General features: G+C 37.4%; 10 protein-coding genes. 8 read left to right on the forward strand and 2 right to left on the reverse strand.

What is annotated here, in order from left to right:
• Window positions 1-5: 5 nt before the first annotated feature.
• On the forward strand, window positions 6-1355 hold the full coding sequence (locus CRO25_RS29100) for an MFS transporter (protein ID WP_079697352.1): 1350 nt from the start codon (window positions 6-8) through the stop codon (window positions 1353-1355).
• Between the two features lie 333 nt (window positions 1356-1688).
• On the opposite strand, the gene CRO25_RS29105 is transcribed toward CRO25_RS29100, so the two are convergent.
• The gene (locus tag CRO25_RS29105) at window positions 1689-3011 is read right to left on the reverse strand and encodes an amidohydrolase family protein (protein ID WP_079697353.1); all 1323 of its coding nucleotides are present in this window, start codon (window positions 3009-3011) and stop codon (window positions 1689-1691) included.
• A 196-nt stretch (window positions 3012-3207) separates the two neighbouring features.
• Window positions 3208-3819 carry a TetR/AcrR family transcriptional regulator gene (locus tag CRO25_RS29110; protein WP_079697354.1) on the reverse strand — a complete coding sequence of 204 codons (612 nt, stop codon included), beginning with the start codon at window positions 3817-3819 and terminating at the stop codon, window positions 3208-3210.
• A 285-nt stretch (window positions 3820-4104) separates the two neighbouring features.
• Between CRO25_RS29110 and CRO25_RS29115 the strand changes: the two genes are divergently transcribed.
• The 7 genes from CRO25_RS29115 (at window position 4105) to CRO25_RS29145 (ending at window position 13318) form a co-directional block, all read left to right on the forward strand.
• Entirely contained in the window at window positions 4105-5160 is a 1056-nt protein-coding gene (locus CRO25_RS29115; protein ID WP_079697355.1) for a ComEC/Rec2 family competence protein, read from the forward strand.
• 4 nt (window positions 5161-5164) lie between these two features.
• Entirely contained in the window at window positions 5165-6520 is a 1356-nt protein-coding gene (locus CRO25_RS29120) for an ABC-three component system protein (RefSeq protein WP_079697356.1), read from the forward strand.
• Entirely contained in the window at window positions 6517-7083 is a 567-nt protein-coding gene (locus CRO25_RS29125) for an ABC-three component system middle component 1 (RefSeq protein WP_079697357.1), read from the forward strand. The genes CRO25_RS29120 and CRO25_RS29125 overlap by 4 nt, the downstream gene beginning before the upstream one ends.
• Window positions 7073-10207, forward strand: coding sequence for a hypothetical protein (locus tag CRO25_RS29130; RefSeq protein WP_179132291.1), 3135 nt, complete (start codon window positions 7073-7075; stop codon window positions 10205-10207). The genes CRO25_RS29125 and CRO25_RS29130 overlap by 11 nt, the downstream gene beginning before the upstream one ends.
• 138 nt (window positions 10208-10345) lie before the next feature.
• A complete protein-coding gene (locus CRO25_RS29135; protein WP_079697359.1) occupies window positions 10346-10615 on the forward strand; it encodes a hypothetical protein in 270 nt (89 codons plus the stop codon).
• Between the two features lie 200 nt (window positions 10616-10815).
• Window positions 10816-11853, forward strand: coding sequence for an ROK family protein (locus CRO25_RS29140; RefSeq protein ID WP_079697360.1), 1038 nt, complete (start codon window positions 10816-10818; stop codon window positions 11851-11853).
• Window positions 11854-12118: 265 nt separating this feature from the next.
• On the forward strand, window positions 12119-13318 hold the full coding sequence (locus CRO25_RS29145) for a sugar MFS transporter (protein ID WP_097115841.1): 1200 nt from the start codon (window positions 12119-12121) through the stop codon (window positions 13316-13318).
• Window positions 13319-13362: the final 44 nt, after the last annotated feature.

The following is a 13362-nucleotide window of genomic DNA, read 5'->3' on the forward strand; positions in this document are numbered from 1 at the left end:
ATATGATGGATAAAAAAACAAACCTTACACAACAATCACAATCATATAAATTAATTTGGATTTTAGCCTTTGCGATGGTTATTTCTGTGATGAATTCCACGATGTTTAATGTGGCACTGCCTGATCTTAGAACAGAATTCGGATTGACCTCTTCCCAGGTTAGCTGGGTGGTAACCGCATATATCATTATATACGCCATAGGGTCGGTAACGTATGGCAAGCTGGCTGATATGTTCAAGCTGAAAAATTTGATTACATTTGGATTATGCTGCTTTGCAATGGGGTCACTAATCGGAGTACTGGCGGACAGTTATATGTTCATCATTGTGGCTCGAATTCTACAATCGATAGGAGCGTCCGTTATCCCGGCCTCTTCCATGTTGATTCCAATTCGTTATGTGGCTGAAGAGAATCGTGGCAGAGCATTGGGGATTACTTCGGCTGGTATGGCTCTTGGGACAGCGATTGGTCCAATCATTGCCGGGTTCGTTCTTAGTATGGCAAGCTGGCGTTTTCTCTTCGCGATTTCCATTTTGGTACTTGTTACATTACCGTTCTTTCGAAAATATCTGGGTAATGACAAGGGTATAAGAGGACAGGCAGATCTTCCAGGGGGGCTATTGCTGGCTGGCGTTATTACACTGTTAATGCTTGCGATTACAAGACAAAGCTTGCTCTTGTTGCTGCTGATGTTAGTGACGCTCGTACTGTTCTGGATAAGGATGAGAAGATCGTCAGCACCGTTTATATCTCTTGATTTGTTTAAAAACAAACGCTACTCTCGCGGACTTCTCATTGGGTCCATGGTGTTGACTTTGAATTTGTGTGTGCCTTATCTGATCCCCCAGATGTTAACCAGTCTTAATCAGTTGTCTGCGTTACAGATCGGGTTGGTGATGTCGCCTGGAGCCTTGTTTGCTGCATTATTTGGACTTTTGGGCGGGCGCATTACGGATAAAAAAGGGAATCGTTATCTGTTTTCGTGGGCTTTTGGACTGCAATTTATTGCGTATACACTACTGTATATTTTTACAGGTGGTTCGTATGGTGTGGTGCTGTTTGTTCTTATCGCCGCAAATACAGGGCTGACATTTGCCCAGATTGCTCTTGCGAATACCGTATCCAGAACCTTGCCGAGACATGAGGCGGGTGTTGGTATGGGTGTCTATATGATGTGCAGCTTCATCGCTGGTGCGATCGGAACGTCGATTCTTGGAACCACATTGGATGCAAAAGGGGCAAGCACTCAAGTATTCGGTTCCATTTATATCTTTTTTGGGATATGGATTGTGGTCTCCGCAGTATTGTTTCTTTCCTTTACCAAAAAGAGAGAGTCCGAATCTGCAGCAACCTAGGTTGTACTTGGTATCGTCGATTTAAAATCGATAGAAGCTTTCTGTCATACGCAAGTTATTGAACAGGCTGTCCCACAAGTCCTCTAAAGGATGGAGCAGCCTGTTTGTTATGTTTACGGAAAGATCTCAGTATCCTGAAGCTACAGTAAAAAGATCGGGATAAATAAGGCAGGGAGCAGGTTCGACACTTTGATCTTCGTAATCTACAAGATGTTTAACCCCGTATAAAGCGTCAGAATACCGTCAATTAGAGTAATTTCGTTCATGTTGTTCGTTGTCATGAAGATGGATAAACAATAAATCAATTTATCAAGCAAGATTTCACTCCTGAATTCACCAAACTGAGTTTAGAACATCATCGACTTCTTTGATTCTTGTGACAGATGGTGTTTGAATTAGATTTCCTTTGACCATAACCATAGAGATGCCTGATAAGGCCTCGATATGTTCCAGGGGATTTTGCTCCATAATATTCAGATCGGCATGTTTTCCGATATCGACCGTCCCTGTAACATCGTCAACACCGAGGATCTTCGCATTGGTTCGGGTCACCATGTCGATGACCTGTTTGTTGTTCAGGTTGGCCTGTCTCATGTAGTGATCCATCTCTCTCCACATATCATAGTGAGTCACGTAAGGCATGGCGGCATCGGTGCCGATACCCATGGTGATGTCGTTCTCGATCGCTTGTTTTACGCCTTTGAGCATGGAATCGTAGACGAGTCTGGAATTCTCTTTTACCGTTGCACTTACCTTCGTTACGCTAGTATTCAGTGAAGCGGATGGATAAGCGGCTTGCAGAGTGGGGATGAGTGCGGTGTAGCCATTCAGGGCATTGGGATTATTTTTGTACAAACGAATGATTTCGTCGTCCATCTCCGAACCGTGCTCAATGGTATCGACCCCACCTTGTAACGCAACTCTTACGCCTTCCGTGCTCTCCACATGCGCTGCCACCCGCAAACCAATCTTATGCGCTTCATCGCAGATCGCCGCAACTTCATCCACCGTCATCTGTAAACGGCCAGCTTCGCCCACCATTTTCGCATCCGTCACGCCACCCGTCACACAGATTTTGATCAGATCCACGCCGTGTTTCACATTGATGCGTACATTTCTTCGTGCTTCCCACGGGGAGTCGCCAACCAGAGCCAGGAATGGAGCACCGTGTCCGCCCGTTACACTTAGGAAAAACCCGGAGACAAGCAGATTAGGGCCGACAAAGTCACCGTTGTTAATCTCATCCCGCAGCTGGACATCGGTGTAAAAGAATTCCCCCACACTGCGCATCGTTGTCACACCCGCATGGAGTGCGGTCAGCGCGTTGCGTTTCATTCGTTTTTTCAATACGTTTCTGCCGAACTTCGTGTTCAAAATCCGATCATAGGCAAACTGCAACATGCCTTCACTGACCGAGAGACTGAACGGTTTACCGTCTGCAAAGAGGTGCACGTGGGCATTAATCAATCCAGGCATTACGTATTTTCCTGAGAGGTCGATTGTTGTGTAGTGACTAGGGATAAGCAGTTCGTTATCTTGGCTTATATTCTGAATAAGTCCTTGTTCATTGACGAGAATCGTCATGTTTTTTTGCAGATTGCGGTTCAGATCACCGTGGATCAGATTGACGTTTTTTAATGCGTAAGCGGTGTTCATATTTGTTCCTCCTTTGGATGTAGGTGAAGCGAGTAGTTAGGGTAACGAAGATACCTGTTTCAATAATGAATAAATAATTCATTTTTAGGTTAAAAAAATAGGCTGATATATGATGAAGTTTTTTTGCGTGCAAACCAAGTGAAGTTGATCTGATCTGCACGCTTTGTCTACCCGGCATAAATGATGAGAGGGAGCGTTATTCGTTGAGACTCTTCATGCCGTACAGTCTGTATACATACAACGCTCCAAAGATTTGCTTCCGGCTGGCCTCACTCATATCCCGCTTCAACAGGTCCAAATTCATGTCGATCACATTGTGTGCGAGAATGTTCAACAAGATCAAGTTCTCCTCGGTGCCAATCTCATACCGTTTATATTGGTTCTTCAGATAGGCCTTCTTGGTTTCGATCATTAGCTCAACAAGTTCATTCTTCGCGTTGGTGTAGATGGTGCCTTTATTCTTTTCGAAGATGATGACGATCTGGTTCCGGTATTTGCGTAATACGTCAACCTGTTCCTGCAACAGTGCCGACTTTCGCTCGCTATTCGTTTCCTCGAACAAGGTCTGGTTATCAAAGTGAATCGTCTCCACCAGCACATTTTTCAGATAATCCACCAGATCCGGCGGAACGACGGCGTAGAATAGTTCTTTCTTGTTCTTAAAATAAGTATAGATATTGCCCACGGAAATATTGATCTCATCCGCGATATCGCTCATCTTGGCATCCGCATAGCCTTTTTCAAAAAAGACTTTGAGCGCCGCGTATTCAATCTCTTTCCTGACTTCGTCTTTCTTGGCTTGCACCATCGGGAACGACTCCTTAATAGTGAATGAATGATTCGTTATTAGGATAGAGTCTTTTTTGGGGGTTGTCAATGAGGTGAGGAAGGGGACTTTATTTGAGAAATACTCTAACACAATAAATATTCTTCCAATTTCTTGATAATATTTCGGAATAGCAAATATTAGTATAAAGAAAGAGAACACTAGTTTGGAAGGTATTGGGTAACATTATAGCGAAATCTGTAGAACCAATACCATGAATGTTGTGTTGCTTTATGGTGGAAAAATTAAATTATACATGGAGGTAAGATGAATACTGAAATAATGGCGCTACCTGCGTTGGATGGAGACTGTTTTTTGATAAGATTTGGGGAAAAAAAAGATATAAAAAATATCTTAGTTGATGGAGGAAGAGGGCCTATTGGTTTTCAAAAATTAAAAAAAGAAATACATAATATGATTTTAAAAAATGAATTCATTGATCTATTAGTTCTTACACACGTGGATCGTGATCATATTCAAGGAATATTATCACTATTTAAAGACAAAAGTATACCCAAAAATATATTTAGGAAAATTTGGTTTAATTCAGGAAGGGTTTTATATGAATATTTTAGTAACGAAATACAACAAAATAGGGATATCTACCTAACAGACACCGAATCATCAAGAGTTAGTATTGCTCAAGGCATTCAATTTGAATCTATTATTGAAACTTTAGGTATTTCAAATAAAGATATAATTAAATCACTTGATTACTTTCAAATTGAGGGTGCAACATTTACTATATTATCTCCAAACATAGAAACTTTAACTAAATTACACGAAGATTGGGAAACCGAGTTGGGTGAAGAGACCTCTAAAATCAGTTTTTCTACACATTCCAAAGATAGATTTGATATAGATCAGTTGATAAATGATAAATTTATTGAGGACAAAAGCTTACCCAATAAAACAAGTATAGCTTTTATATTTGAGTATAGAAACAAAAAAATACTGATGTTAGGCGACTCTCATCCATCCATTATTGTAAATAGTTTAGAGGCATTAGGATATTCAAAAAGAAATAAGTTGAAAATTGATTTAATGAAAGTATCTCATCATGGAAGTAAGTATAATACTAGTGATGAGCTTCTTCAAATTATTGAATGTAGTAAATTTTTGATTAGCACTAACGGAGTAAAACATGGTGTTCCTGATAAGGAATGTTTGGCGCGTATCATTAATTCTAATAAAGATAAGACATATTTATATTTCAACTATAAACAACGAAGTGATATTTTCACAAAAAAAGATATGGAAAACTATGATTTTGAATGCATTTTGCTAAATTCAAATCAGCACAACTATCATTTGGAGGTCTAATAGATTGTTTAGCGATAATTATTCTCAGATGGCTGTTAGAATTCAAGTGGGTGGTACTAAACCTTCTCTAGGTAGTGGTTGTTTGTTTCAGCCACATTCAGATGAATATTCATATGTCTTAACAGCAAAGCATTGTCTAATAGGTAAAGATTTTGATAACCCAAATGTTTTGGAACTATCTGATATTAGTATATTCAGAGATTCAGATTTTGGAGGAGAAAAATTGAATGTGATATCTTATAAGATACATGAAGATGACTCTTATGATATTGCTTGTATTATTGTGAAAAAAGTTAATGATCTCCCCAATCTATTAATGGGTGAGCCACATAGGAACTGTGAAATTATCTCTTATGGATACCCGTATATCTTAAATGATCGAAACATTTGTGGGCAATTATTTGAAGCTAAAATTATGCATATTCAAAGAAATGAGCAAAAGCAGTTTACAGCGAAGGTAGATGTAGGATTTTTAACATATGAGAATGATGCTTTGACAAATATTGAAGGATACTCTGGATCGGCCGTATATATTCAAGAGAATGAAGGTTTACTTATAGTTGGTGTAATAATAGAACTTAAACATCCATCAGGTGTTTTTTCTGAGTTTATTGTTGAAAATATATCAAGCTTCAACGAGTTCTTGTTGGCAAATTCGTTGAAGCCATTGGAGCCAAGTTGTTTATCAACATTTGATTATTATTTCCATCATGCATTTTTAGGATATAGTGAATTCGAAAGGTCTTGGTTGAAACAAAAACTGCAAAGTTCGGTTAGTGCGGAAGTTACTCCAGCAAAAATTAAAGATGTTCTTAGAGAGAAATTATTGGTTCCTTATTCGGATTATAGTGAATCGGTATCTATTCATGATGATTTATGGAGGGGATGGGTATTATTATTAGTTGCGCTAAGTCATGATAGTAATTTTAAATTAGAGTCAAAAGACCTATCATCCCCTATTCTTTTATATAAAACTAATTCTGATGCCAGAAAAGATCCAATTCATCACTTTTTCGTTAAAAGATTTTATAACTTCCATGACTTTATTGAACACATTGTTACTAAAGATAATATTTATGATGATATTCGCCAAGACGGAATAATCATTGTAAATAATTCTGGATCATTCAAAGCAGCGGCTCTAAATAAGTCTCAGATAAAAAATATAATAACCGATATTTCACAAACTAAACCACTAAATGGAGTAATTAATATTGATGACCCAGAGATCGACAAAAACATTTCTGTATTTCATTTGAAGAAATTTGAAAATATTTTCGAATCGGTAGACTGGAATAAGGATCTTAATACAATCGATCAAGAATTAAAAATAGAGTTAGAAAGGGTATTTGAAAAATGATAGAACAGAATAATATTATAATCCCTAAATTAGAACTAGATAGTCAACAAAGTTTAGAGCACTTGCTATGTTGGGAAAAAAAAGATCCTAACTTCTCATTTTATATATTCAGTATTCAATTTCATAGCAATGTTCAGTTGGAAGAAATGTGGAAGAAAATCAATAACATCATAGCTACATATTTTCAAAGTAATCTAAATAAAAATGTTGAAAAATGGAATGTTTATTTATTTTTCTTTGTTGTAGATAAAGTATCAAGAGATGTTAAATATAAGATTGAACAAGATAAATACTGTTCAAGGAAAATAATAATTGATAGTAATGAAGAATGGTTAGATGAAAATAAGATAATGAATTATATACAAATGCAACTATTTACCTTGAAAATTGAGAAAAAAATTGATGGATTGAATGATATTGCATTGGCAAGTAAATTATTCAACTCAGATAATGCTGAATTAGCTAATCTATTCCTAGAATTCACACAACTGAATAACAAAAAATTAAAAAAAGAAAAAATACAAAATTACTTAAATGAAAGGAGAAAAAGAAATGAAATTTAAATCGATTGAGATTGAAGCATTCCGGGGTTATAACAAAAGTCAGATTTTTGATTTTACAGTAGAAGAAGAAATTATGAATTTGATAGTTATCTATGCCCCTTATGGTTTCGGGAAAACTTCTTTTTTTGATGCGGTTGAGTGGGGCTTCTCTGGAAATATAAAGAGGATATATGGCAATAATCGAGTAAAAGAAATTGCTAATCATGATAAAGGTTACATATTGAAGAACAAAAATAGTTTGAATAGATATGGAAGAGTAGAGTTTATATTAGAAAATAATGAAAAAATTGTTTTAGGAACACCTGTATTAAATGGTAAAAGACAACGTGATGATGATAAGCCAGTTATCTTTCAGTCTAGTGAATTCTTCAAAGAACATCGGAATAAATTGTTTATAAATCAGAATGTATTAACACATGATAAGATAGATTCTTTTTTAAGGTTTTCAACTTCTACTGAAAGATTCAATGCATTAAAAGAATTTTGGGATCACAGTGATGATTCTCTGGTGTACAGTAACTTAATCCAAATGAACAAAGACGTTCAAAAAAAATGGGAGGATACCTCTAATAAGATAAGTGCTCAGAGGACTGAACTCAATGCCATTAAACCTAATGAATTAGTAATTTTAAATGTGCATAAATTGGTAACTGAGGTTTTCAGAAATGATCCGGATAACATGCCAATTATTATGGATGAATCTTCAGATTATGACCAGGCTATGCAAAGTCTTAACAAAAAGTTGTCTGTTTTTGAGACAATAGCGACTCAGAGTAAGAATGAAATTGAAAGGGCAACTAACTTAAGTGTAAGACTTAAGAAGGACTATATTAACTCCAAGAGTTCAATTGCAGAAAATTTTAGTCAGAAAAATGAGTTGAATAAAATTTTAAATACTTTCAACAATTTGAACGTAGAACAACAGAATTTCAAGCAGTATGAAGCAAAGATAGCAGAATTAAATTTAAAAATTAGAGGTGTCACATACTTAATAAATCAATACGGTTTTTATGAAATGATGAACAGTAAAATTGCTGGATTAAGTGCGAGTAAATCTGAGTTAGATAGAAGAATATATAATATTAATGAAGAGATGTTTCTTATTGAAAAAGAGCATATAAATGAAATTCAAGAATATGAATTTCTTATAGAGAAACGAAAAAAGATAAAAAACGACCTATCTTTATTAGAAGATTGCTATAGCAAAATTTTGTCTTTAGAAAAGAAAATATTCTATGAAAATAGAATAAGGAGAATTGAACACTGTTTAATCGAGCAAGGGAAGAAAGAACAACAATTAGAATTTATTATCAATAAGTATAAAGAATATAGAGCTGCAGATAATAATACTTTATGGGGAAAAGTATCAATGGAACATCCATCAGATGATATTGAAGTTCTATATGATCAATGTGTAAAACTGTTCAATAGAAATGTTGAGCTTAGTAATTTAATTGACGAAAAAAACAGTTTATATTCTAAATACAATGGATTAAATGGTGATTTGTTAGAATTAATTGAGTTAGGGACTAAACTCGTTACAGAAACAAAAAATTCTTCTTGTCCCTTGTGTAAACATCAATATAACGATTTCAATGAACTCTTAAAAAAAATAAACAATGACACGAAGTATCTCTCAGAAATAGATATCCTTACTAATCATATAAATATGTTAGAAGAAGAGAAAAATAATAATACTAACAAGCTAATAATACTTAGAGAAGCTTATAACGAAAGTATTAGTACTGCCATAGAAAGTCTCCAAAGTAAATACGTGAGGTATATTGATAAAGAGAAGTATTTAATTGGAAAGTTAAAAAATTCAAAAGAGCTATTCAATAAACATCAAGATAATATAACTTTAATCTATGATTTTCTTATAGGCTATAATAAATCAAACTATTTCGAGGAGACTCGTCAAAAGCTTAATTTAGTTTCACATGAAATAAATTTAAATCTTGAGCGAATGAAAGAGACAATAGGTGGAATTGAAAATTCTATAGAAATTACTAAAAATATAATAATAAGTAAGAAACATGAATTAACTAAATTAAAAAGTAACTTTGAATTTATTAACAATCAAATCTCTGATCTTTTAAATAATAAAGAGTTTAATGAATACAGAAGAATTTTATTACAGGAGTATGAATTGTTAGAAAATGAGAATTTCATTGAGACACTAACACAAATGAAAGATTCTTTTAATGCTTTACTAGTTACTGAAACTTTAGGTTTGAATGAAACAATTAAAAATTACAATAATTTTTTAAAGGAGTTAGAAGGTAAGAATTATGAAAATATTGTTAACAGTGTTAATCAAATTGATGTATTAAACCATGAATTAAATAATATCAAAAACCAATTTTTCACTGAATACAAACTGCTCCTTGATGTAGATGATGTCTCTCTGAATCATTTAGAGCAATTTATATCACAAAAAAATGAAACTAAATCCCAAAATGATAAATTAATACAGGTATGTAAAGAAGCTATTAACAATCTCGATGTTCTAGAAAAAAATGAGTTATGGATAAGGAAAAAAAATATCTTAAATGATTTATTGGCTGAACAAGAATATGTTGATCAGTTGTTAAGAGATACAAATTCATTAGTTTTAACTGGCAAAGAGCATATTCAAAAACAAATAGAAACAAAATTTAATTTAGCAACAATCAACAAAATATATCAAATGATAGAGCCTCACCCCGACTTCACCAATATTGAATTTAGAATAATACAACAAGAGGATAGTCAATTAGGCTTAATGGTTTCAGCCTTGAATAAAGAAAAAACAAAAGAAGAGTCTCCAATACTATTCTTTAGTTCTGCCCAAGTAAATATACTTTCTTTAAGTATATTTTTAGCTAAAGCTCTTGAAAGTAATAATGGTTATAACACTATTTTTATGGACGACCCGATCCAACATTTAGATAGTATAAATTTACTTTCATTTATAGACCTGTTAAGAATAATCACAACAGAACTGGACAAGCAGGTTATAATTGCTACCCATGATGATAGATTTTTTAATTTAGTGAAAAGGAAATTAGATCCAAATTTTTTTAAGTCTAAATTTGTACAACTAGAGTCTTTTGGGAGAATTAAATCTGAAGATCATTATTGATTTTGAAGAAGAATTAATATAGCGCTCTAACTGTTAATGCGCTTTTGTACAAAATTATTTATTTTCAATTGTACGTCTTCGCGTACCACTTTCGCCTTTAGTCTATGTTAATCTCTTTTTAACAAAGGAGAGATTAACATGACAAGTACCAACAGCGAAGACCTGTCTTCGCAGTATGCACAACTCGTCCAACAAGAAGACGATTACGTTGATCAACTCGTCACATGCAATAAACTCATCCTAGACGCCATGGAGATCATTTCGAAGCAGGCAGGTGTGCTAGACATGGATACGGTGAAACAAGCAGCATATCACCTTCATGCCATGGAACAGGATCTGAACCGAAAGTTATTTGAAGTTCGACTGGAGAAGAGCATCTTGGCAAATCAAATGAGCCAGTCTACATAAACTCACCTTAACTAAAAGGACAGCGCAGGATCATATAAGATGATCTTGAGCTGTCCTTTTGTCTGTCCATCCATACGTTTTTCACTCTCAATTTAGCATTGACTTTCCTCCCAAATCCCCCTACACTTCAATTGTTAAAATACTTTTAAAAACTTTCATTGAAAAGTTCGAAATGAACGAAAGGAGGCATATAACTAACGATGTTACCTACATCACACAACACCCAACAGGTGAAGCGCATTAACGTTGAACTGGTGAAGAATACGCTCCGATCCATGGGCGTAGGCACGAAGGCTTCGATTGCGAACCTGACCAAACTCAGCGTAGCGACATGCGGCACAATCTTGAATGAGTTGCTTCAGACAGGTGAGATTATCGATCTGGGCCCGGATGAATCGAGTGGGGGAAGACCTGCCAGTCGTTATCAATTCAATGCGGACTACGCCAGCGTACTGTGCCTGATTATTCGAACAGAGGGCGGCGTTCACTCGATCACACATACATATGCCAATCTGAACGGAGAGATGGCGGATGAACAGACACTCTTTTTGGATGAGATTAATGTCATGGTGGTAGAGGATCTAATTGCAAACCTGATCGAACAACACCACAATGTGCAGGCGATTGGTATTGGGATACCTGGTGTGGCACACAACGGTGTGATTGGCATTTGCGATGTGTCGGAGCTGGCGGGTCAACCTCTGGGGCCAAGGCTCAAGGAGAAGTACGATGATGTTGAAGTAGTCATTGGCAACGACATGAATCTCACGGTGTACGGACTGTATAACCAACAGCAATTCGAGGAAGAGAAGAACTTCGCGGTGGTAACTTTTCCGGAGAACCATTTTCCGGGTGCGGGCTTTATCATTGATGGGCGACCGCTTACCGGGAATACGCAATTTGGGGGCGAGGTTTCCTTTTTGCCTTTTGGCGTGTCACGGGAAGAGCAGCTACGAATGTTGAATACGCCAGATGGGTTGCAGGAACTGGTAGTACAGACGCTTGTATCGATCATCGCGATCATTAACCCGGCTACGATTGTGGTTACAGGCGATACGATGGATCCAGCTATGCGGGATGGCCTGACGCAAGGTTGTTTGGATCGAATGATTCCACTGGAGCATATGCCGGAGTTGATCATCCAAAGAGACACTCGACGCGAGTATGTGACTGGGCTGGTCGCTGTTACTCTGGAGAGCCTGACCTACCGCATCCAGGTAGTTGAGAAGCAGTGGTAGGAATTACTTATTATGAAGTGAAGTTAAGTAAAATTTTTTACACGAGAACGGAGAGGGCAGAACCAATCTGAAGAACGCCTTTATCACCGAATTTTCCCTTTAGGAAAGGGGATCAGAAAAATCTGGGGATAACAGCGGTCGGAAGATGGTACTGCAATCGTAGTTATGAAGTGTAACCATTTTTCTGAACACAATGGAGGAACTTATTTTGAATCAGCAAGCAGGTACGCAAGGGAACAAGAAAAAGTTCAACAAACTGTATGCCATGCAACTGGCAACGATTTTTCTGGGATTTATCGTATTTGGTATATCTGAAAATATTAAGGGACCAGCCATTCCGCGAATTCAATTCGACTTCAATCTGGATGAGAAACAGCTCGGGACGTTATTGTCCCTGAATGCACTGGGGTACCTGATCGCCTGCTCCTTCACCGCCATCCTGGTTCGCAAATGGGGCATTAAGGCGGTTAGCATCATTTCGTTTGCATCGATGATTCTCTCGGGTGTGTTCATTTACGTATCTCATACATATCCACTCTTTGCTTCATCATACTTCTTCATGTACATCGGAAACGGCATGTTGGAGATTGCGCTGGCGATTCTGGGGGCGCGAATCTTTGTGAAAAACACAGGTACGATGATGAACCTGTCCCATTTCTTCTATGGACTGAGTTCAACGGTAGCGCCTTTGCTGGCGACAGGTGTCATGTCGTTGCACGTGTTCGGACACGAGCTGGACTGGCGTGGTATGTATCTGGTGATGTTGTCACTCTGTATGCTACCGATCATTGCAGCGCTGCGCAGTAAGTTTCCGGGGGATGATCTTCCTCATGAAGATCGGACTTCACTCAAGACGTTAACACGTGATCCAGCCATCTGGCTGATGGTGCTTATTCTTTCTTTTGGCGTGGTATCAGAACTGGCGGTTGGAGGTTGGCTCGTTAACTTTCTGGAGAAAGCCTACACGTGGGACACGGTCAAAGCATCTGGGCTGCTGTCTGCGTTCTTCCTGAGTTTTTCGTTGGGCAGACTGTTGCTAGGACCGCTTACTGACCGGATCGGATTCGTTTTGTCGTTGATTCTGTTCTCTGCTTTTTCGGCGGTATGTACGTTTGTCGCCATTGCAGGCGGAGAGGGGCTGGCATTCTTCTTTGCCGTATCGGGAGCGGGTATTGCGATGATCTATCCAACAGTCATGGCATTTATCGCACGCAGATATCCGAACGGCAGTGACACTGCGATTACGTTCACAGTTACCTTGATGGGGATTGGTAGTGTCATCGGTAACTATGTGATTGGCTGGGTCATTGAAGGTGTGAAGAATATGTACGGTCCAACGACTCAGTTGGGGCTGCTGCGCGGTCTTCAGGCGGGGTATGGATTCATCGGTTTATGTGCAGTGATCTGTGCGGCGTCAGGTGTGGTACTGTTTGTGTATTTGAAACGGAAGCAGGAACTGATCTAGTTATCATTCTAATGGATATGAATAGCGCAAGATGATATGGGAAT

The organism is Paenibacillus sp. RU5M, assembly GCF_900221055.1.
GTDB classification, from domain to species: Bacteria; Bacillota; Bacilli; order Paenibacillales; family Paenibacillaceae; genus Paenibacillus; species Paenibacillus marchantiae.